Raw genomic sequence first — 22,554 nt, 5'->3', positions numbered from 1 at the left:
CCCTTTGTTCTTTAATGCTTTTCTAGCAATTCAGCTATCAAGGCTTTTTCTTCGGTACTCTTCGATTTGAGCTCGTTAGATCCCCGAGTGATCGTCGCAACCCCAACTCCTAGTAACTGGCTGATCTGACGCTGGGACAATTCCCCTTTCAGAAGTTCATGAAAGATATTAACCCTAGCAACCAGTGCGTCGCGCTCATCAGGCGTGAGCAACATAGTCAATAACATATCATGTTGCTCTTTATCAACGCTCTGTTTTATTAGTGCAATGATCTGCTGCCAGTCTTGGAACTCAGGTTGTGCTGCCATGAATTTAAACTATTCCTTATCAGTACTTGGCACTTGCTTCATTCTGATTTAAGAACGCACCATCAACACCTAAAATCTCGCGATAATATGTTTCAAACATCAATATATTTTGCACATAACCACGGGTTTCATTGAATGGGATTGCTTCAATAAATGCGTAAGCATCAAGCTTACCTTGGGTACGCTCGCGCCAAGTTTTTACACGATGTGGCCCTGCATTATACGCCGCCAAAGCAAAAATTCGATTGTTATCGTACTTTTCCAATAAGCTCTTGAGGTATTGGCTACCGATTTCGATATTTTTTCCAACCTCGTAAAGATCATTGCTCCCTTGATATGAGAGTTTATATTTACGAGCTGTGTATTTGGCTGTTGATGGCATGATCTGCATAATACCGCGCGCACCTACTGGTGAACGAGCTTCTACATCCAATGCACTTTCCTGACGCGCTAATGACATCAAAGTGATCGGGTCGATATCATGTTTATCGCCGTAAAAGTTAAACCACCAGCGATGAGCGACCGGGAAACGCATCTCAATGTTATCCCACATTTTAGCTTGAATACTGGCTGTAACCGTCAGATGGTGCCAACGTTTACTAGCCGCATACGCAGCTAACATTTCCGATTGCTCTTCAGTCACATTGCGTAATAACCAACGCCATTCACTTTTTGCTGCCGCTATCTTGTTTACCTTAATCAGCTCATCAATACGCGCTAATGTTTTTGAAAACGGCTTTACCATCTCAGGTTTATACGTCAGTGACGCAAAAGAATAATTGATCGATTGCTGGATCTCTTTTGCGGCAGCTACACTATAAAAATTCAGCTGACCAACCTGCTTTTCCAATCGTTTCTTACCTTGATTGGCTTTGCCTAACGCAATCTCGCTACGACCAAGCCAATACTGCCAACGCATGGACTGCTGTTTATCTAGCGGTAAAGTGGCAATCCACTTTTGCAGCCCTTTCCAATCTTGCTGTTGAATGGCTAATCGAGCTCGTCGCTCAATCAACGCGGTATTTTTTGAGGTTGAGATAGCTTGATCTCGCCATTTGGCTAAAGAAGCTGAATCGGTATTGATCAAACGGAAAGAAATATAGTCCGCTAACGATTGGCGTTCTTTCTCATCCAGCTTTTGTGTTTTTGCCACTTGATTGAGCGCTTGTTGTGCTTTTTCTACATCGGTACGCGCCAACTTCTTCATCGCAATAACGGCTTGCTTTTGATTGAACGGCGTAACAAGGTGTTTTTTGGCAAAAGCAACCACAGACTCCGGTTTACTGTACAACGACTTCATCGTTGTTGCTTTATCCAAGTAGCTTTGGCTTTTTAACTGTTTTTTCAGGTAGTTCATTAAGCTACCGTTACGCGCTTCAAACGCCAGCAGCATTCGCTCCATCACAAGCTTTTCAGTCTGGTGTCCGGCGTTATTCCATGCCTTAAACAACGGATCACAAGATGAAGAAACGCTCTTTCCACTTAACCATAAATCTTCCGCTCCTTTAAAGGCGAGCTCCTTGCTACCAGCGTGATACTGCGCTCGGTAATACAAGCATTGATAGCGCTCTCCTTTCGGCTCATCGTGTTGAAAGTCGAGTAACGTTTTCCATTGTTTTTGAGCTGCCAGTTTATTCAGATATGGCGCGCTGATCCGTGCAGAAAAAGGAAACGTTTTATGTTCTGAAATAAAGCGATTAACTTGTTTTGGCGTTTTACTGCCAAGATCGACCAAAAACGCTCGATAATCCACATAAGGTGTTAATGGATAACTCGCTATTTCAGGCCTGATTTTTCTATATTCAGAGACCTTTTTTTGGTCTAACAGTTGTTGTGCTTTATCGTATGTAGCACGTTGATGTTGAATGTCTGAAGCCTGCACCCAATGAGAATACGTACTGCCACTCATCATCACCGCAAACGTCAGCAATGATGATGGTAGGCGCTGTGACAGTAAAGAAAACGAAGGCATCATAAAGTCTGATAAGTCCTTTTGAGAATGATGTACTTTGACCTTTCATTAAGGCTCATACTCATGGGGTAAGTAAAGGATAAAGATCTTAAATCATCATAATTTCACACAGGAGTGACATACTAGACAAAAGCATTAATTAGTTACAATGAGATTGATTAATAGACCTTATCATTCCTGATTACCTTTCATTTGGGTGGTAACAAATCCTGCTTTCTTGGTATAGAATGCCCTTTTATTATGACTCAATTGTTAGGAACGATCGGCAATGGCTGAATACGTATATACCATGTCGCGGGTGAGCAAAATCGTGCCACCTAAGCGTCAAATTCTGAAAGACATCTCTCTTAGCTTCTTCCCAGGTGCAAAAATCGGTGTTTTAGGTCTGAACGGTGCGGGTAAATCAACGCTACTACGTATCATGGCTGGCATTGATACAGACATTGATGGTGAAGCGCGTCCACAACCGGGCCTTAATGTGGGTTACCTCCCTCAGGAGCCAGTACTCGACGAGTCGAAAACCGTTCGTGAAGTGGTTGAAGAAGCGGTTGCTGACGTGGCTGATGCACTTAAGCGTCTTGACGCGGTATATGCGGCTTATGCCGAAGACGGTGCCGATTTTGATGCACTTGCAAAAGAGCAAGGCGAACTGGAAGCATTGATTCAAGCAAAAGACGGTCACAACCTAGACAACGCGCTAGAACGCGCTGCAGACGCACTACGCCTGCCAGAGTGGGATCAGAAGATTGGACACCTATCAGGTGGTGAACGTCGTCGTGTTGCTATCTGTCGTCTGCTTCTGGAAAAACCTGACATGCTACTACTCGACGAACCAACCAACCACTTGGATGCGGAGTCTGTAGCATGGCTAGAGCGCTTCCTTGTTGACTACACTGGTACAGTAGTGGCAATCACCCACGACCGTTACTTCTTAGACAACGCTGCGGGTTGGATCTTAGAACTTGACCGTGGTGAAGGTATTCCATGGGAAGGTAACTACACTTCTTGGCTAGAGCAAAAAGATGCGCGTCTACAGCAAGAAGCATCTCAAGAAAAAGCTCGCCAAAAAACCATTGAGAAAGAACTTGAATGGGTTCGTCAAAACCCGAAAGGTCGTCAGGCGAAATCTAAAGCACGTATGGCGCGCTTTGAAGAACTACAAAATACTGACCATCAGAAACGTAACGAAACCAACGAACTGTTCATCCCACCAGGTGAGCGTCTAGGTGATAAAGTTGTCGAAGTGAACAACCTGACTAAATCATTCGATGGCCGCGTTCTGATTGACGATCTATCGTTTAGCATTCCCAAAGGTGCCATCGTCGGTATCATTGGTGCCAACGGTGCAGGTAAATCAACACTATTCAAAATGCTAAGTGGCACTGAACAGCCAGATTCAGGCACGATTGAGTTAGGTGATACAGTGAAACTGGCGTCTGTAGAGCAGTTCCGTGACTCAATGAATGATAAGAACAGCGTATTCCAAGAGATTTCTGAAGGCGCTGACATCATCAAGATCAACAACTTTGAAATCCCTGCTCGTGCTTACTGCTCTCGCTTTAACTTCAAGGGCTCAGATCAACAGAAAATCATCGGCGAACTGTCTGGTGGTGAACGTAACCGTGTGCATCTTGCCAAACTGCTTAAAGCTGGTGGTAACGTATTGCTACTCGATGAACCAACCAACGACCTAGATGTTGAAACACTACGTGCACTAGAAGAAGCACTGCTTGAGTTCCCTGGCTGTGCCATGGTTATCTCGCACGACCGTTGGTTCCTTGACCGTATCGCGACACACATCATTGATTACCGCGATGAAGGTCAGGTTAACTTCTACGAAGGCAACTATACTGAATACATGGAGTGGCTGAAGAAGACTCTTGGTCCTCAGGCAGCGGAACCACATCGCATCAAGTACAAGCGAATTACTAAATAGTATTGCTTGAATTTTGCACAAAGGCCGCTATGATTAGCGGCCTTATTTATTTGCGGTTTATATGGTTACGCTAGCTTGTGTTCTTAGGGGCTATAATATAATTGCGAACGGTAACGCATTGAAGCTACTTGGATTCTGCTAAGCTTCTTAGAAGTCTATATGAGGGATAACCATGACTGAACGACGTCGCTTTTCACGCATTATTTATCAGGCACAAGCAACTTTGCAGCAAAATGGCACAACAATTAGCGCAGAAGTAAATGATTTATCACTGCACGGACTGTTATTAAAGTCCGAACAAGCAGATAAATTGACCCCTAATCAAACCGTAGATGTTGAATTTTCGCTTCCCGACAGTGATGTCGTTATTCAGTTGGTTGGCAACTTGATAAGTGGCTCCAACGGAATACTAAGAATGAGCATCGATCATATCGATATCAATAGTATTGGACACTTGAAGCGGTTGGTAGAACTCAACGTAGGTGACGACAGCTTGCTACACCGTGAGCTAGAACACCTATCGGATTTAGGGGAATCTCCCCATAACTAATGCGATATGTCACGAAAAATAACGATTTCTATCCCTTCTTCTGATGGAGAGCAGCTTTTTTATATCACCAGAAAAACCGCTCTCATCATACTAAGCTCTATCATTTTGATCACTTGCACCGCGGCGAGCTACCTCTATACCACATGGCGTAGTCAGCAAAATACGCAAGATGACTACCAGCAATTGCTCAACCAAGTACGTCAAACAGAACAACAAAAGAGCGAGTTAGAGCAGCAATACAACGAGCAACTGGACGTCGCTCATTCTTTATCTCTTGAGTTAGAAGAAAAACAAACCCAGCTTCAAACCTTAGGGAAGCGGGTCTTTGATGTTGAATCGGTCCTTGGGATTAGTAACACAGAGGAAAGCAATAGTGAACGCTCATTAGAAGAGCGGGTTGATGCAGCAGCGATCGATTCTGCAGTACGTGCAACCATGTTTCGCATGATCCCAAACGACACCCCGTTGGAATATAACCGCGTATCCTCACCTTTTGGTCGCCGTATCAATCCTATTTCAGGGCAACGTCGTATGCATTCTGGGATTGATTTAACCTGTGATATGGGAAGCGCAATATACGCGCCCGCTGATGGCGTTATTGAATCGGCTCGACCAAGCACTGGAGGTTTTGGAAACTACGTCACCATGCGTCATGCGTTCGGCTTTACAAGTTCCTATGCCCACTTAGCGAAGTTTCATGTACGCCGAGGAGAATTTGTTCGCAAAGGCCAAAAAATCGCAAGTTGCGGAAATTCAGGAAACTCAACTGGCCCACACCTGCACTACGAAGTGCATTTTCTTGGCCGGCCACTCAACCCTGAAAACACCATGACTTGGACTCCTGATAACTTTGACTCACTGTTTGAAAAAGAGAAAAAGGTCACTTGGGGGCCATTAGTTAAAATGATAGATGATGTGGTACGACTGCAAGTTACGTTAACCAATAACACCACCCCACCACTTAACTTAGATACAGTAAAAAGTGATACAACCGCCGAAACCGGATTAACCACAAATTGAGATACTAACAAAAAGAGCTGCAGCAGCAGCTCTTTATAGTTACCCGCGATGAATAGAATCATTGGCTTGTTTGAGTAGGTTCTGACTCTCAGCCATAAATTGTGATGAGTAATCTCCAAACCATTCACTGACAGTCGCAAAGCTATCGACAAAGGCTTGCTTATCATGACCTTCTAGGATCTGTAACGCTTCACCAAAGCAGTGGTGAAAACGCTTGATCATTTCAATGTTTTCTTCAGAAGCAAGAATGATGTCACCGTAAAGGTTTGGGTCTTGAGCAAACAGACGGCCCACCATCGCTAATTCGAGACGATAGATCGGGGAACTGAGTTGCAGCAGTTTATCGAGGCTTGGGTTCTCACGGCTCAGATGCAAGCCGTAAGCAAAGGATGTGAAGTGACGCAGTGCCTGAATGAGTGTCATACCATGATCATGCTCATGCGCATCGATTTGACACAAGCTCGCACCCCAAATCGAAAATTGCTCTAATAACCATTGGTAATGCTGCTCTCCGCGGCCATGGCAGTAAACAATGACCTGCTTTGCCAAACTTGGAACATCAGGACCAAACATTGGGTGCAAACCAACCACTGGACCATTATGCACCTGCATCATTGCTTGCAGTGGTTTCGACTTGATTGAGGTGAGATCACACAAAATACAATCTTGCGGTAAACGCTCAAGCTTTTCGATCACTCCTTGAGTGAGATGAATAGGAACCGTAACAACGACAAGTCCAGCATCATCTAAGATCTCATCAGCACGATGCCAGTCTTTGCTACCTAACACTTTCACTTGGTAGCCAGATAACTTAAACATGCGACCAAACAAACCACCCAATTGACCATTACCACCGATGATCACGACAGAACGCAGCTCTGGGTTAAGACATTTAAAACCAGAGTCTTTTTCACTGGCGTAAGACTCACGCATGGTTCGACGTAAAATATCTTCAATCAGTTGTGGCGGAACGCCTTTCTTCTCCGCTTCCTCACGTCGAGAGGCAAGCATAGCAGCCTCTCGGTCAGGGGCATAGATGGGCAAACCGTGCTGGCTCTTCACTTCCCCCACTTTTTCAACCAATGCTAATCGTTGAGCCAACAGATCCAACATCTGTTTATCGACAGCATCAATCTGATCTCTCAATTCGTTCAGTTCTACAGCCATGGACTTCCCTATTCTCCCTTTAGGCGATCTTCCAAGAACGGCACCAACTCAGAGTGCGCATGACGTAATAATGCCTCAGTTGAATCCCAATTAATACACGCATCGGTAATCGATACGCCATATTGCATTTCATTGAGAGGGATGTCTGAAGATTGGTTTCCTTCATTGATATGACTCTCGATCATCAAGCCAATAATGGATTTATTCCCTTCACGAATTTGATGTAATACATCTTCCGCCACTAGGGGTTGGCGACGGTAATCTTTACGCGAGTTTGCATGACTACAATCCACCATCAAAGAAGCATCAAGGCCAGACTTCGCCATCTCTTGTTCGCACTCGTTAACAGATACTGAATCGTAGTTGGTTTGCTTACCACCACGTAAGATTACGTGACCATTAGGGTTTCCTTGAGTGGTAAGAAGCGCTACCTGACCTTCACGGTTAATCCCCATAAAGCGATGGCTTGACGATGCAGCTTGCATCGCATTAATCGCCGTCGCCAAACTGCCATCGGTACCATTCTTAAAGCCGATAGGCATCGATAAACCACTGGCCATTTCACGGTGGGTTTGTGATTCCGTTGTACGTGCGCCAATGGCAGCCCAGCTAAATGTATCAGCAAGGTACTGAGGGCTGATCGGATCTAAAGCTTCGGTGGCTAGTGGGATCTCCATTTCAGCCAGTTCAACCAGCAATTGGCGGCCAACATGCAATCCATGTTCAATATCAAAGCTGCCATCGAGGTGCGGATCGTTAATCAATCCTTTCCAGCCAACGGTAGTACGAGGCTTCTCAAAATAAACGCGCATAACAATGTAAAGTTGGTCATTGAGCAGCTCAGAGAGCGCTTTCAAGCGACGCGCATAATCCTTTGCCGCGTCAAGATCGTGAATAGAACAAGGACCACATACCACAAGGAGGCGGTGATCTTTTTTCTGAATAATGTTTGCAATCGTCTGACGAGACTCTTGAATAAAGCGGCGAGCATTGTCAGGCAATGGGATCTTTGCTTTCAATTCATCAGGTGTGATCAGAACTTTCTCTTCACTGATGTTAATATTACTCAATTCACTTTTTTGCATAACTTACGACCTGTACATTTTAAATTACAGCCAGTCACATCCTCGACTGACTTTTGCGCTTAACCATAAAATAACAATCTAATCTCACATTGCAAGCGTAAAATATAAAATACACACTATGTAAAATATAATTTACACTCGTTTCTTTTTTATCTTTATCTGTATTTGGGCGTTATAGCCATGTTTTCTCACCATTAACTCGACTAAAATCAAGAGCAAATTGCCCATGCAGCGAATACTATGGATCTGATTCTTTCGTTACTTCAACAAATGTGTGTGTACTTAGTACTGGCATACATGTTGAGTAAGACCCCAATTTTTTTACCATTATTGAATATTTCCAGCCGCTTAAGCCATAAGATCAGCATTTACGTCCTATTTTCACTTTTTTGTATCATGGGGACCTACTTTGGCTTACAGATCAATGATGCCATTGCCAATACCCGGGCCATTGGCGCAGTTATGGGTGGGTTATTTGGGGGGCCCGTAGTTGGATTCCTTGTAGGGTTAACTGGAGGTATGCATAGGTACTCACTTGGCGGCTTTACCGATGTGGCCTGTGCTATTTCAACCACCGCAGAAGGGCTGATTGGTGGATTACTGCATACCTATCTCGTTCGCAAAGGGAAAGGGGCAAGTCTCTTTAATCCCAGCATCGTCTTTTCAATTACATTAGTCGCGGAAATTGTCCAGATGGTGATCATTTTGATTGTCGCAAAACCATTTCATGAAGCTTATGAACTTGTTTCAGCGATCGCTGCCCCAATGATTATTGCTAACTCTGTCGGCGCAGCTCTATTTATGAGTATTCTTCAAGATAGAAAAACTATTTTTGAGGAGTATTCAGCCACGTTTTCCCGTCGAGCACTCAATATCGCGGAGCGTTCTGTCGGTATCCTTGCTTCTGGATTTAACACTGAAAATGCTGAAAAAATTGCTCGTATTATTTATGAGGAGACTAATGTCGGTGCGGTTTCAATTACCGATGATGAGAAGATTCTCGCATTCGTAGGCATTGGTGATGATCACCATAAACCCGATACGCCAATTTCATCTCAAAGCACCTTAGACGCCATCCAGAAAAATGACATCATCTACCTAGATGGAAAAGAGAAACCTTATCAATGCTCAATATCCTCTCAGTGTAAGCTAGGCTCTGCCCTGATCATTCCTTTACGTACTGGTGATCGAGTCATCGGTACCATTAAGCTCTATGAGCCAAAAAGAAAACTATTCTCTACGATTAATATGTCGATGGCAGAAGGGATAGCACAACTGCTTTCCAGTCAGATCCTGTATGGTGACTACCAACAAAAGCAAAACCTTTTGTCTCAGGCAGAAATTAAACTGTTACATGCGCAAGTTAATCCACATTTTCTATTTAATGCACTGAACACCATCAATGCGGTCATCCGTCGCGATCCTCCCAAGGCTCGAGAACTCATCCAGCATTTGTCACAATTTTTCCGCAGTAACCTTAAGCAAAATATAGAGACGGTGACCTTAAAAGAGGAGCTGGCACACGTAAATGCTTATCTCACCATCGAAAAAGCCCGATTTACCGATCGTCTTGATGTTGAGTTCAATATTGATGATTCGATCCTTGAACGAAATCTGCCAAGCTTTACACTACAGCCCTTGGTTGAGAATGCGATTAAACACGGTATTTCAAACCGGCTTGAAGGTGGCATCATTCGTATTTTCAGTGAAAACGTTGATGGCGGGACTCGGATCATTGTTGAGGACAATGCAGGGAGTTACACCAAACCAGACGAAGACCACATTGGATTAGGCATGCAAATTGTGGATAAACGCTTACGTAACCAGTTTGGTCGCCATAGCGCACTTTGTATCGATGTGGCACCGCAACGCTTTACCCAAATGAGTTTTATTATCCCCAACCAAGGAACGGATTAAGGTTATAACATGCTTTCTGCACTGGTCATTGATGACGAATTATTTGCGCGCGAAGAGCTCACTGAACTGCTCGAAGAAACCGGCCAGATTGAGGTTCTTGATCAAGCGGCAAATGCCATTGAAGGGTTAAAGAAAATCAATCAACTTAAACCGGATGTGGTCTTTCTTGATATCCAAATGCCACAAGTTACGGGCATTGAGCTTTTAGGAATGTTAGACCCTGATACCATGCCGAAAGTGGTATTTGTCACGGCTTACGACCAATTTGCCATACAAGCCTTTGAAGAAAATGCCTTTGATTATTTATTAAAGCCTGTCGATACCGCTCGTTTAGAGAAAACACTGGTGCGCCTGCTGAAAAGTGAAGTGAAACCCGACATCACGGTGCTTTCTCCTGCCACCTTAGATCAAGTGCCTTGTGTTGGCCTCAATCGTATTATGATCATTCCTACCTCAGAAGTGGAATGCGCTTACAGCGATATCAGTGGGGTACACGTACAAACGACAGAGCAAACAGCAACCAGCCAACTAACATTAAAGATTCTGGAAGAAAAAACGCCATTGGTGCGCTGCCATCGCCAATATCTAGTTAATGTGAAAGCGATTAAAGAAATTAAACTGTTGGAAAATGGTTTAGCCGAAATTATCACACTCAGCGATCATAAGGTTCCGGTTAGCCGCCGCTACCTAAAAACCTTAAAAGAAATGCTGGGCTTTCACTAATCCACCCTACTTCCAAAATGAAAAAGAGCCGCTTGAGCGGCTCTTTTTTAACAGTAGAATTAGCACTCCAATAGACGCTTCATCGCCTCTGAAGCTTGTTTCCATTGCGGTGAAAGCTGCAGTTCAGATAGCGTATAGCTTTGCTTTTTCAACATCGTTTGTGCAATTGGGGTTTCAAGGACTGGCAGGTTATCCAATACTTCGACCTGAGCATCACGTTGATTGCAAACCAACAACATATCACAACCTGCTACCAGCGCCTGATGGGCACGCTCTGCAGGCCCTCCCATGATAGAGGCGCCTTCCATAGTCAAATCATCTGAAAAAATCAGGCCGTTAAAACCAAGCTGCTCCCGGAGCACGCGCTTTAGCCAATATTCAGAACCACTGGCTGGCTCAGGATCATAATGAGGATAAACGACATGAGCCGGCATCATCGCATCCAAGATGGATGCATCAATTTGCGCTTTGAATATCGCCATATCTGTTTCGATAATATCGCTACGATTGTCGACTGGCGTCTCTAGGTGCGAATCGGCCAGCACTCCACCATGCCCTGGGAAATGCTTTCCTGTCGTTGCCATACCCGCCGCCTTCATACCACGCATATAAGCCATGCTATGAGTCAAAATGGTCTCGATATCCTCGCCAAAGGCACGATTGCCAATGGCTTTAGATTGATGTCCCTTGTCCAACACAGGGGCAAAACTTAGATCAATATCATGAGCAATTAACTCGGCCGCCATTAACCAGCCACCAAGCTCAGCCAGTTGTTCACCATTTGCCTGCTCTGCATATTGCTGTGCTGCGGGTATACGGGAGAAACCTTCACGGAAACGCTGAACTCGTCCTCCTTCTTGGTCAACACCGACCAAAAAAGGGCGTTTCACCGTATTTCGAATTGATTTGACCAACGCTTGTAATTGTTCACTATCGTGATAATTACGTGTAAACAGGATTAAGCCCCCAACGGTCGGGTGCTGCAAGATCTCACGATCTTCAGCATTCAGCTCATAGCCTTCCACATCAACCCATAGCGGTCCCATATTTTCTCCCAGCCATTGCAAATATCTTCTATGCAGGCAGATTATTCGGTTTATTATTGCATTACAATGGCTTTCAATAATCGGCAGCGGATTCTGACCATGACAAAACAAGAGCTTTACATTGGCGTAATGTCCGGCACCAGTATGGATGGCGTGGACACCGCATTAGTAACCATTGCAGACAACAACATTCAATTGTTGGCGCACGATGAATACCCAATGCCTGAGTCGCTGAAAAATCGGCTTCTCAATGTCTGCATTGGCCAGCAAACCAACTTAAAAGAAATCGGTGAACTTGATCATTTGCTGGGTCACTTGTTTGCCGATGCCGTGCTCGCTTTGCTCGATAAATCAGGTTACCAAGCGACGCGAATACGCGCCATTGGTAATCATGGACAAACCGTATTCCACCAGCCAACTGGCGATGCACCTTTTACGATGCAACTTGGCGATGCCAACATTGTCGCCAGTAGAACAGGTATCAATACAGTTGCAGATTTTCGTCGAAAAGACATGGCGCTTGGTGGTCAGGGCGCGCCTTTGGTCCCGGCATTTCACCAAACCATTTTTCAATCTAATGACTCTAGTGTCGTGGTACTCAATATCGGGGGAATTGCCAATATATCGGTCATCCGCCCACATGAAAAAGTCTTAGGTTACGACACGGGGCCGGGCAATATGTTGATGGACAGTTGGTGCAATAAACACACTGGCGCGAAGTTCGATAAGAATGCACAGTTTGCCCAGCAAGGACAGGTTCACTCCAAGTTACTAACCCAGCTATTAAGCGAGCCCTACTTCAATCAAGCTGCACCTAAAAGCACCGGGCGAGAGCTGTTTAATCTACCTTGGTTAGAACAACAACTAACAAGCTTTGACATTAATGAAGCAGATGTGCAACGCACCTTATGCGAATATACCGCGGTGACCATCGCTGACGAGGTCTCCAAATTTTTGATAGGTGCTAAGCCGGAATTATTAGTCTGTGGCGGCGGCGCTCAAAACCCCCTATTGATGGCTCGCATTGCAGAACTCTTGCCACAGTGGCAGGTATGTTCAACCTCAGAGAAAGGTGTCGACAGCGACTATATGGAAGCCATGGCGTTTGCGTGGTTAGCGCAACGTCGGATACACCATTTACCTAGTAACTTACCGGAAGTCACCGGTGCAACACAGCTCGCTTCTCTTGGCGTGTTGTATTTTGCCTAACAAATAAGGTTTATCATGACAAACGATGCCCTGATTGCCGCTCTGTCTCATTTGGTTTCAGAAGGACGTAACCCAGAAACCATGGATATCGATTTGCTTTCGTCACTTGAAATTGTTGAGCGCATTAACCAACAAGACAAGCAGGTCCCACTTGCGGTTGAAAAAGTATTACCTGAGATAGCTGACGCCGTAGATAAGATCACTGCCGCGTTTAAACAAGGGGGACGCCTTGTGTACATGGGCGCAGGTACCAGTGGTCGTTTGGGTGTGCTTGATGCTTCTGAATGTCCACCGACATTTGGCGTATCTGACCAAATGGTGCTTGGCCTTATTGCTGGTGGCCCAGAAGCCATATTAAAAGCCAAAGAAGGTGCAGAGGATTCCCCCGAACTTGGAGAGTCAGACCTTCAAGCGATTCAGTTTAATTCGCAAGATGTCTTGGTCGGTATTGCTGCCAGTGGCCGAACGCCTTACGTCATTGGTGGCTTAACGTATGCAAACAAACTTGGCGCAGTGACCGTAGCACTCTCTTGCAACCCAAATTCACCGATTGCAGAAGAAGCGCAGATCGCCATTAGTCCCGTTGTCGGGCCAGAAGCATTAACAGGTTCAACTCGTCTTAAGTCAGGTACGGCACAAAAGCTTGTGTTAAATATGCTCACCACGGCGTCGATGATCCGCCTTGGTAAGAGCTATCAAAACCTTATGGTTGATGTTAAAGCCACTAATAAAAAATTGGTCGCCCGCGCCGCTCGCATTGTCATGCAAGCAACAGAGTGTGAGAAGCAATTGGCGACTCAAATCCTCGAAGAAACGCAATACGACGTTAAGCTGGCAATTTTGATGATTCTGACTGGAATGGATATTGAAATGGCTAGGACACAATTAACCCGACAAGATGGTTTTTTACGTAAAGCGGTCGAAAACCATAGTGACAGCTAGAAAAAAAGGTGACCTTTTGGTCACCTTTTTTTACTCTTCGTATAACCATTCATCAAACTGGCGATTGGCTTCATTTTTTGCACGGCGCTTGATTTCATTCGGGTTGGTCATGTTTTTCACCCGATCGACTTTATCAGTGTATTTGTCTGTCGCTTGGTTCACTTCACGCTTAAGTTGGTTTTCAACATAAGTGCCATTTGAAAGCTCTTTGATATTGCGCTGGGTATTGTTGATCGTGTTGGTAATACGATGCTTATTATGATCGTATTTACGCTTCATTTTGATCGTCTCTTTTAACGCGTTGCTTGCACCAGCAGTCAATGGCAACAGCACTAAACCAACAAGTAATAGCTTTCTCATTTTGTGACTTCTCTTCTAATGAACCATTAATCGGTGAATTACAACAAAGTGATCCAGTTCAAATGTCAGAGCAAAAACAAGCCACCATGACGTCTTATTAAAGAGACGGCGTTATTGGCTGTGTTCATTCCAACCACGTTGCCACTCCATACGAAATTTTTGTGCCTGCGCCGTTCCTTCACAAATCCCTTCGTAATATTGACCTGATAAGCCAATCTGATAGGCAAAATTCGGATTACAATATTCCGTTAACCCTTCACTGTAACCTTGCTCGTAATCGTCTTGTTTGACCGCACCCAGATCCATTAGCTCTTTATAAGACCGCTCAGTGTGGCCACTGACTGCATCTTGATAACCGATCTGAAACCAATCCCCCTCTTTCGCCAACTGCTCAGGACTCGACGCACATGCACTTAGCAACAACACCAAGCTTCCAATTGTGAGTTTTTTATTCATTGATTTTCCTTTCAATCTTCTTTTCAACGCCATCAAACCACTAAATCACTCTTAGCGCCACCGGCAATCAGTAAAAACCACTTAATTGAGTTATTTGCCACTAACGCCCCCATACGACCACTCGCCATAAAACTGGATGTTTGTTGCCTCTGGGTCTCTTAGTATTCAACGTGAGCTTATAAAATTCATTTAAGGATAGTTGCTATGTTGTGGTTTTTAACCTGTGTCGCAGCCCTGATTGGCGGATACTTTATTTACGGCGCCTTCGTCGAAAAAATTTTTGGTATTAATGAGAAACGCCAAACACCAGCCCACACCAAAACGGATGGTGTTGACTATGTTCCTATGTCGACCAAGAAAGTTTACCTTGTTCAGTTACTGAACATTGCAGGTGTTGGTCCAATCTTTGGCCCGATAATGGGCGCGCTGTATGGTCCAGCTGCAATGCTTTGGATTGTGATGGGTTGTATCTTTGCAGGTGCCGTCCATGATTATTTCTCTGGCATGTTGTCTGTGCGTAACGGCGGTGCTTCGGTGCCAACCATTACAGGCCGCTACTTGGGTAATGGCGCAAAACATTTCATGAACATTTTTGCCATTATCCTTCTGCTATTGGTTGGTGTTGTATTCGTATCTGCACCAGCGGGCATGATCACTAACCTGATCAACGACCAAACTGGCTTCTCCGTTACTATGACTTCAATGGTGGTAGTAATTTTTGCTTACTACATCATCGCTACAATTGTACCTGTCGATAAGATCATCGGCCGTTTCTACCCACTGTTTGGCGCGCTACTTATTTTCATGTCAGTTGGTCTAATCACTGCTGTCGCTTTCTCTAGCGAACATACCGTGATGGGAGATTTTCAAGTCAGTGACATGTTCACTAACCTAAACCCAAATGATATGCCGTTGTGGCCTGCCCTATTTATCACGATTGCTTGTGGCGCAATCTCTGGCTTCCATGCTACTCAGTCTCCTTTAATGGCACGCTGCATGGAAAATGAGAAAAATGGCCGCTTCGTCTTTTACGGAGCAATGATTGGTGAAGGTGTGATCGCCCTAATTTGGTGTGCTGTCGCGCTCTCTTTCTTCGGCAACCTAGATGCGCTATCAGAAGCGGTGAAGAATGGTGGCCCAGGTAACGTCGTATACAGCGCATCATTTGGCTTGCTAGGTGTATTCGGTGGTGTGATTGCTTTCCTAGGTGTGGTGATTCTGCCAATTACCTCCGGAGACACAGCATTCCGCTCTAGCCGCTTGATTCTTGCTGAATACTTCAATGTAGATCAAAAAGCACTACGTAATCGCCTAATGATGGCAGTACCACTGTTTGTTCTTGGTGGCATCTTGACTCAAGTTGATTTCGGTATCATCTGGCGTTACTTCGGCTTTGCTAACCAATCAACGGCTGTAATGATGCTGTGGACTGCCTCGGCTTATCTACTGCGTCACAATAAACTGCACTGGATCACCACAGTACCAGCAGTGTTCATGACTACCGTATGTGTGACCTTCATTCTTAACAACAGCACATTAGGTTTCGGCCTACCAATGCAGATTTCAACCATCAGCGGTATCGTATTTGCCCTAGCGGTGGCCACTTACGTGATTAAAACTTCAAAAGGCAAAGGGGAAACCGAGCTGCCGGATGAAGAAAAAACATCAACCGTAACAGAAACTGCTTAATCCATTGACCACTTTACTTGCATTAAAAAGGGTTCCGCTTGGAACCCTTTTCTTTTCATTGATATAAAAATGAGAGCAACCTAACTTTCATCTCAATCAGCATCAGTCTACTTGCTTGATTTGAAGTTCTTTTGGTACTTCGAAGAACATGTTCTCTTCTCGACCTAGTACTTCTTCAACCGTTTCTGCACCCAACTCTTGAATGCGATTTAAGATCTGATTAACAAGCTCTTCAGGTGCTGATGCACCAGCGGTGACTCCAACTTTTACTTTCCCTTCAAACCATTCTGGTTTGATGTCTTCAGGGCAATCAGTCAAGTAACCAGGCGTGCCTAACTTTTCAGCCAGTTCTTTCAAACGGGTTGAGTTAGACGAGTTCTTAGAACCAACAACTACAACCACATCCACACTTTGAGCCAGTTCTCGTACCGCATCTTGGCGGTTTTGAGTGGCATAACAGATGTCATCTTTACGTGGTCCTTGGATGTCAGGGAAAGCACGGCGAAGCTCTTCAATCACATCCGCAGTTTCATCCACTGAAAGAGTCGTTTGGCTTACATAGTGCAAATTGCTCGGATCTTTCACTTTGGCTTTTAACTGCTCAACATCAGCAGGAGTTTCAACCAAATACATACCACCTTCAGTACTTGCGTATTGGCCCATCGTCCCTTCTACTTCTGGGTGGCCAGCATGGCCGATCAGCACAACTTCCATGCTCTTACGGCTGGCACGTGCCACTTCCATATGAACTTTAGTCACCAGTGGGCAAGTGGCATCAAACACCGTCAGATCACGCTCTTTGGCTTCTTTACGTACTGCTTGAGAGACACCATGAGCAGAAAAGATCACGATGTTATCATCGGGCACTTCATGCAACTCTTCGACAAAGATCGCACCACGCTGTTTTAGACCTTCAACCACAAAGCGGTTGTGCACGACTTCATGGCGAACATAGATAGGTGGCTGATACATCTCAAGTGCACGCTCAACGATGCTGATCGCACGATCAACACCAGCACAAAAGCCTCGAGGGTTAGCTAATAGGATTTTCATTGCATTGCTCATGGAGTCATTATCTTCTTTGGGCGCTTATTCTACTGACAAAATCTCAACTTCAAAAGTCACATCTTGCCCAGCTAATGGGTGGTTGAAGTCGACCGTCACTGAATCTCCTGCAATCTCAGTAATGATGCCAGGGATCTCAACACCATCAGGACCACTAAAAGCCATAATGGTACCAATTTCCACTTCTGCATCACCGACAAATTTGGTACGATCCATATGATGAATATTGTCAGGATTTGGCATACCGAACGCATCAGCGGCATTCAACTCAATCGACTTATGCTCGCCTACAGCCAGCCCTAGTAAACATTGTTCAAAATTATCACTCAAGCTGCCGTCACCAATAATTAACTTAGCTGGCTTACCCATATTATGCGTACTGTCGGCTACGGAGCCGTCTTTCATTTTTATAGTAAAATGCAGCGTTACTGCAGAGTGTTGGCTAATAATTGTCACGTTACGGCTTCCTTGAAGTGATCTTTAATTTTTAACTGTTCTTATATTAGAAAGCGCTGTCTGAATCAACAGACAGCGCTTAGGGTTATTCGAGGTTTTTCACAACCTATGCTTTTACGTCTTCTTTTTTACGAAAGCTATCTAAGATGATCATTGCAGCGCCAATGCAAATGGCGGTATCTGCTAGATTAAATGCAGGCCAATGATAATCTCCCCAGAAGAAATCAAGGTAATCAACCACAAAGCCATGCACAACGCGATCAAACACATTGCCAACAGCACCACCGATGATCAACGCATAGGCGATGTTATTCCATTTCTCTTTCGCTGGTAACTTACTCATCCAGTAGGTCAACATACCGGTGACGACAAATGCAATCCCGGTAAAGAACCAACGCTGCCAACCAGCTTGATCACTCAAAAAGCTAAAAGCAGCTCCGTAGTTATGGACATAAAGCAGATTGAAGAATGGTAGAACCTCAATACGATTCGCCCAGCCATAACCCATGTTGTCCATAACAAAAAGCTTAATGCCGATATCAGCAAGGAAAATCACCAACGCTAACCATAGCCAGCGCACACCTGATTGTTTTAGTGGAATGTTTGACATCTTATCCCTTAAAGAATTAAGCCCTAAAAATAACCCCAGTAGATACTGGGGCTATGTTATTTCAATAAAGTTCCGTTAGCGTTTGCTCTAAATTATTGGTGCTGTAGCAAGGCGACAAACTTACGAGACTCCTGAGCATAGTTTTCCTATGTGATGGAGCGAGTAAGTACAGTCAACACAGCTACAGTGCCAAGAATGACGAGCAATTATGCGAACTTGCGGACTTCACCTTCGCCATCTACGTTCGATACACAGCGACCACAGATCTTCTCATGACCCGCGATGGTGCCTACGTCCGGCGTGTGGTGCCAGCAACGGTCACACTTCTCGTTTTCGGTCGCTTTCACTTCAACAAACAGACCTTCTACATCAGTTTCTTGTGCAGCGTCAGACTTCTCGCTTAGAGGCTTAACAACTGCCGCTGAAGTTAGTAGCGCAAAACGCAGTTCATCTTCAAGCTTGCCTAGCTTCGCTGCTAGTGCGTCATCTGCGTATAGCGTTACTTCTGCTTGCAAAGAGCCACCGATAGTCTTGTCTTTACGAGCATCTTCTAGCAGCTTGTTCACGCCACCACGAACCGCTTGAACGTCAGACCAGAACTCGTTGTTTAGCTCTTCGCCTTCGGCAAGACCGAATAGACCATCGAACCACTCACCAGTGAAGACAAACTTCTCACGCTCGCCCGGCATCTCATTCCAGATTTCATCTGCAGTGAATGACATGATAGGTGCCATCCAACGAACTAGAGCTTCTACGATGTAGTAAAGCGCAGTCTGACAGCTACGTTGAGCGTGGCCGCCACGTTTCGCTGTGTACTGACGGTCTTTAATTACGTCTAGGTAGAACGAGCCCATTTCAATTGAACAGAACTGCATTAGACGCTGAGTTACCGCGTGAGTGTTGTACTCACCGTATGCTTTTACAATCTCTTCTTGAGCAGCTAGTGCGCGGCCTACAGCCCAACGGTCTAGCGCAACCATTTCCTCAGCAGGAACAATATCTGTCGCAGGGTTAAAGCCGCTTAGGTTTGCTAGGAAGAAACGCGCTGTGTTACGGATACGACGGTATGCATCAGCAGAACGCTTCAGGATCTCATCAGATACTGCTACTTCGCCGGTGTAGTCGGTAGATGCAACCCATAGACGTAGAATATCTGCACCTAGTTTGTTGGTTACATCTTTTGGTGCAACTACGTTACCGATAGATTTCGACATCTTGCGGCCGTGACCATCAACTACGAAGCCGTGAGTTAACACTTGCTTGTATGGTGCTTCATCTTTCATCGCGATAGATGAAATTAGTGAAGATTGGAACCAACCACGGTGTTGGTCTGAACCTTCTAGGTATAGGTCAGCACTGTTGCCGTTGTACTCTTCACGAGCATCAACTACTGAGTAGTGTGTAACACCTGAATCGAACCATACGTCTAATGTATCTAGCACTTTTTCGTACTTGTCCGCTTCTTCACCTAGTAGGTCAGAGATTTCTAGATCCCACCAAGCTTGAATGCCTTTTTCTTCCACCAGCTGAGCAACTTTCTCGATAAGCTCTAGTGTGTTTGGATGAAGTTCTGCTGTTTCTTTGTGAACGAACAGAGCAATTGGCACACCCCAAGTACGTTGACGAGAGATACACCACTCAGGGCGACCTTCAATCATACCTTCGATACGGCTTTGACCCCACTCAGGCATCCACTCAACACCTTTGATTGACTCTAGCGCTTTTGCACGTAGGCCAGCTTGATCCATAGATACAAACCATTGTGGTGTTGCACGGAAGATGATTGGAGTTTTATGACGCCAACAGTGTGGGTAGCTGTGCTCATAAGCGTGGTGATGAAGAAGCGCGCCTTTCTCTTTTAGCGTTTCAACAACTGCATCGTTCGCTTTAAATACGTGCTGACCAGCAAATAGTTCTGTATCTGGTAGGTAAACACCGTTTGAACCTACTGGGTTCGCGACTTCTAGGTTGTACTTGTTACCTACCGCAAAGTCTTCTTGACCGTGGCCAGGAGCAGTATGGACCACACCCGTACCAGAATCAGTCGTTACGTGATCACCAAGGATCGCAGGGACAGTGAAGTCGTAGAATGGGTGTTGGAACTGAGAAAGCTCAAGATCCGCACCTTTCGCAAAACCAAGATTATGGAAATGCTCGATACCCGCACGATCCATCACATCTTTAGCTAGTTCAGACGCAACAATGATACGTTCTTTCACTTCGCCTTCGACTTGGATAAGCACGTACTCTAGATCATCACGTAGACATACTGCGCGGTTTGCTGGCAGAGTCCACGGTGTGGTTGTCCAGATAACAATTGAGATATCACCTTCACCTTCGTGACCTTCATTTAGGTCAAATTTAGAGATAAGTGCCGCTGCATCTGCTGCTTTAAAGCGAACATCAATCGAAGGAGATACTTTATCTTTGTACTCAACTTCTGCCTCAGCAAGCGCTGAACCACAGTCGGTACACCAGTGAACAGGTTTAAAACCTTTAAGCAAGTGGCCGTTATCAGCAATCTTACCCAGGGCACGGATGATGTTTGCTTCAGTTGCAAAATCCATCGTGCGGTAAGGTTTGTCCCACTCACCCATGATACCTAGGCGTTTGAAGCTCTCTTTTTGACCTTCAACCTGACCTGCCGCGTACTTACGACACTCTTCACGGAACTCAGCCGCAGAGATTTTTTGGCCTGGTTTGCCTTTTTTCTTTTCTACCATTAGTTCAATTGGTAGACCGTGACAGTCCCAACCAGGAATGTACGGTGCATCAAAACCAGAAAGTGTTTTGGATTTAATAATAATGTCTTTAAGAATCTTATTTAGTGCGTGGCCAATGTGAATGTCACCATTCGCATATGGAGGGCCATCATGTAGAACGAAAGATTTTTTGCCTTTCTTCGCTTTACGGATCTCACCGTAAAGGTCTTCTTTATACCAACGCTTAAGCATTTCTGGCTCACGATTCGCCAGATTGCCACGCATCGGAAACCCTGTTTCAGGAAGGTTCAGGGTATCTTTATACTCACTCATCGATTCTTAATTCCGTTGTGTTGGGTGACAGTTAGACATTATGCCAAGCAGCGAACTAAACCGCTTGGTCTTCAAGCTGACGCAGCCACACCCTTGCTGCCTCAGCATCCAATTCAATTTGTTGTTTTAAAGCGTCAAAAGAGTCAAATTTATGCTCATCTCGCAGCTTATGTAAAAGTACAATTTCTAATTGCTTGCCATATAAATTGGCATGAAAGTCGAATAAATGTACTTCAAGTTGTTGGCGGACACCATTTACAGTGGGTCTATTTCCAATATTCGCGACACCACCAATAGGTTTATTTCCCAAGCCCAGAGCTTGAACGACGTAGACACCAGATACCGGTGAAACGCAACGTTTTAAAGGAATATTGGCGGTAGGGAAGCCGATTGTTCGACCCAGTTTGCGGCCATGAGCTACACGGCCACTAATACTGTAGTCACGCCCTAACATTTCAGCCGCAGCAGTTAAGTTATCTTTGGCTAATGCATCACGAATCGCAGTACTGCTTACTCGCTGTTTTTGCATACAGAAACTTTGCGTACTGACCACCTCAAAACCATGCTCTTGGCCTGCTTTTAAAAGCATGTCGAAGTTACCTTGTCGACCTCGACCAAAGCAGAAGTCATCACCAACGACCAGAAACTTAACATCCAAACGCTTGACCAACAAGTCACGAATAAATGCGTCAGCACTTAAGCTGGCAAAGTACTGATTAAAATTGACACACAGCAGGCGATCTAAGCCCAACTTACCCAGTTGAACGTACTTATCACGTAACCGCGTCAATCTCGCTGGCGCTTTATCTTTGGCAAACAATTCCATCGGCTGTGGTTCAAACGTCATCACTACAGATGGTAAGCCTAGTTTTTCTGCCTGAGCAGAAACTTGGCAAAGAACTTCTTGATGGCCAAGGTGGACACCATCAAAATTCCCGATTGTCAGCACACACCCTTTATGTTGTGGCTTAATATTATGGATGCCTCGGATAAGTTGCATTGGTTGCG

20 protein-coding genes are annotated in these 22,554 nt (G+C 45.0%); 8 read left to right on the top strand and 12 right to left on the bottom strand.

The window, feature by feature from the left end:
* Positions 1-11: 11 nt before the first annotated feature.
* Positions 12-308, bottom strand: coding sequence for a trp operon repressor (gene trpR, locus ACQEXU_RS15305; RefSeq protein ID WP_427011479.1), 297 nt, complete (start codon positions 306-308; stop codon positions 12-14).
* A gap of 19 nt (positions 309-327) precedes the next feature.
* Positions 328-2,283 carry a murein transglycosylase gene (sltY, locus tag ACQEXU_RS15300; RefSeq protein ID WP_427011478.1) on the bottom strand — a complete coding sequence of 652 codons (1,956 nt, stop codon included), beginning with the start codon at positions 2,281-2,283 and terminating at the stop codon, positions 328-330.
* A 265-nt stretch (positions 2,284-2,548) separates the two neighbouring features.
* On the opposite strand from sltY, the gene ettA reads away from it, so the two are divergent.
* The 3 genes from ettA (at position 2,549) to ACQEXU_RS15285 (ending at position 5,786) form a co-directional block, all read left to right on the top strand.
* Entirely contained in the window at positions 2,549-4,216 is a 1,668-nt protein-coding gene (gene ettA, locus ACQEXU_RS15295; protein ID WP_427011477.1) for an energy-dependent translational throttle protein EttA, read from the top strand.
* 172 nt (positions 4,217-4,388) lie between these two features.
* A complete protein-coding gene (locus tag ACQEXU_RS15290; RefSeq protein ID WP_427011476.1) occupies positions 4,389-4,766 on the top strand; it encodes a PilZ domain-containing protein in 378 nt (125 codons plus the stop codon).
* Between the two features lie 6 nt (positions 4,767-4,772).
* The gene (locus ACQEXU_RS15285; RefSeq protein ID WP_427011475.1) at positions 4,773-5,786 is read left to right on the top strand and encodes a peptidoglycan DD-metalloendopeptidase family protein; all 1,014 of its coding nucleotides are present in this window, start codon (positions 4,773-4,775) and stop codon (positions 5,784-5,786) included.
* Positions 5,787-5,825: 39 nt separating this feature from the next.
* On the opposite strand, the gene tyrA is transcribed toward ACQEXU_RS15285, so the two are convergent.
* Together tyrA and ACQEXU_RS15275 are read right to left on the bottom strand one after the other, a co-directional pair.
* Positions 5,826-6,953: a bifunctional chorismate mutase/prephenate dehydrogenase gene (gene tyrA / locus ACQEXU_RS15280; RefSeq protein WP_427011474.1), complete on the bottom strand. Its 1,128-nt coding sequence runs from the start codon at positions 6,951-6,953 to the stop codon at positions 5,826-5,828.
* 8 nt (positions 6,954-6,961) lie between these two features.
* On the bottom strand, positions 6,962-8,038 hold the full coding sequence (locus tag ACQEXU_RS15275) for a 3-deoxy-7-phosphoheptulonate synthase (protein ID WP_427011473.1): 1,077 nt from the start codon (positions 8,036-8,038) through the stop codon (positions 6,962-6,964).
* A gap of 240 nt (positions 8,039-8,278) precedes the next feature.
* Between ACQEXU_RS15275 and ACQEXU_RS15270 the strand changes: the two genes are divergently transcribed.
* Positions 8,279-9,955 (top strand): LytS/YhcK type 5TM receptor domain-containing protein, encoded by a 1,677-nt coding sequence (locus ACQEXU_RS15270; protein ID WP_427011472.1) that lies wholly within the window; start codon positions 8,279-8,281, stop codon positions 9,953-9,955.
* A gap of 9 nt (positions 9,956-9,964) precedes the next feature.
* On the top strand, positions 9,965-10,678 hold the full coding sequence (gene btsR, locus ACQEXU_RS15265; RefSeq protein ID WP_427011471.1) for a two-component system response regulator BtsR: 714 nt from the start codon (positions 9,965-9,967) through the stop codon (positions 10,676-10,678).
* Positions 10,679-10,737: 59 nt separating this feature from the next.
* Here btsR and nagZ read toward each other — a convergent pair whose 3' ends face one another.
* A complete protein-coding gene (gene nagZ, locus ACQEXU_RS15260) occupies positions 10,738-11,724 on the bottom strand; it encodes a beta-N-acetylhexosaminidase (protein WP_427011470.1) in 987 nt (328 codons plus the stop codon).
* A gap of 99 nt (positions 11,725-11,823) precedes the next feature.
* Here nagZ and ACQEXU_RS15255 point away from each other — a divergent pair, with 99 nt between their 5' ends.
* Positions 11,824-12,933 (top strand): anhydro-N-acetylmuramic acid kinase, encoded by a 1,110-nt coding sequence (locus tag ACQEXU_RS15255; RefSeq protein ID WP_427011469.1) that lies wholly within the window; start codon positions 11,824-11,826, stop codon positions 12,931-12,933.
* 15 nt (positions 12,934-12,948) lie between these two features.
* Complete coding sequence (gene murQ, locus ACQEXU_RS15250) at positions 12,949-13,875, top strand: N-acetylmuramic acid 6-phosphate etherase (RefSeq protein ID WP_427011468.1); 927 nt, start codon at positions 12,949-12,951, stop codon at positions 13,873-13,875.
* A 30-nt stretch (positions 13,876-13,905) separates the two neighbouring features.
* Here murQ and ACQEXU_RS15245 read toward each other — a convergent pair whose 3' ends face one another.
* Both ACQEXU_RS15245 and ACQEXU_RS15240 read right to left on the bottom strand, forming a co-directional pair.
* Positions 13,906-14,235: a hypothetical protein gene (locus tag ACQEXU_RS15245; RefSeq protein WP_367988261.1), complete on the bottom strand. Its 330-nt coding sequence runs from the start codon at positions 14,233-14,235 to the stop codon at positions 13,906-13,908.
* Between the two features lie 111 nt (positions 14,236-14,346).
* Entirely contained in the window at positions 14,347-14,691 is a 345-nt protein-coding gene (locus ACQEXU_RS15240; RefSeq protein WP_427011467.1) for a DUF2799 domain-containing protein, read from the bottom strand.
* Positions 14,692-14,895: 204 nt separating this feature from the next.
* Here ACQEXU_RS15240 and ACQEXU_RS15235 point away from each other — a divergent pair, with 204 nt between their 5' ends.
* Positions 14,896-16,380 carry a carbon starvation CstA family protein gene (locus tag ACQEXU_RS15235; RefSeq protein ID WP_427011466.1) on the top strand — a complete coding sequence of 495 codons (1,485 nt, stop codon included), beginning with the start codon at positions 14,896-14,898 and terminating at the stop codon, positions 16,378-16,380.
* 102 nt (positions 16,381-16,482) lie between these two features.
* On the opposite strand, the gene ispH is transcribed toward ACQEXU_RS15235, so the two are convergent.
* The 5 genes from ispH to ribF all read right to left on the bottom strand — a co-directional run bounded on the left by ispH (position 16,483) and on the right by ribF (position 22,546).
* A complete protein-coding gene (gene ispH / locus ACQEXU_RS15230; protein ID WP_427011465.1) occupies positions 16,483-17,445 on the bottom strand; it encodes a 4-hydroxy-3-methylbut-2-enyl diphosphate reductase in 963 nt (320 codons plus the stop codon).
* A gap of 24 nt (positions 17,446-17,469) precedes the next feature.
* Entirely contained in the window at positions 17,470-17,901 is a 432-nt protein-coding gene (gene fkpB / locus ACQEXU_RS15225; protein ID WP_427011464.1) for an FKBP-type peptidyl-prolyl cis-trans isomerase, read from the bottom strand.
* A 106-nt stretch (positions 17,902-18,007) separates the two neighbouring features.
* Positions 18,008-18,511: a signal peptidase II gene (gene lspA, locus ACQEXU_RS15220; RefSeq protein ID WP_427011463.1), complete on the bottom strand. Its 504-nt coding sequence runs from the start codon at positions 18,509-18,511 to the stop codon at positions 18,008-18,010.
* Positions 18,512-18,717: 206 nt separating this feature from the next.
* The gene (gene ileS / locus ACQEXU_RS15215; protein WP_427011462.1) at positions 18,718-21,546 is read right to left on the bottom strand and encodes an isoleucine--tRNA ligase; all 2,829 of its coding nucleotides are present in this window, start codon (positions 21,544-21,546) and stop codon (positions 18,718-18,720) included.
* Between the two features lie 55 nt (positions 21,547-21,601).
* Positions 21,602-22,546 carry a bifunctional riboflavin kinase/FAD synthetase gene (gene ribF / locus ACQEXU_RS15210; RefSeq protein ID WP_427011461.1) on the bottom strand — a complete coding sequence of 315 codons (945 nt, stop codon included), beginning with the start codon at positions 22,544-22,546 and terminating at the stop codon, positions 21,602-21,604.
* Positions 22,547-22,554 lie beyond the last annotated feature (8 nt).

It is taken from the genome of Vibrio sp. TRT 21S02, from assembly GCF_050113675.1.
Lineage (GTDB): Bacteria > Pseudomonadota > Gammaproteobacteria > Enterobacterales > Vibrionaceae > Vibrio.
This window is presented reverse-complemented; position numbering and strand designations above follow the sequence as displayed.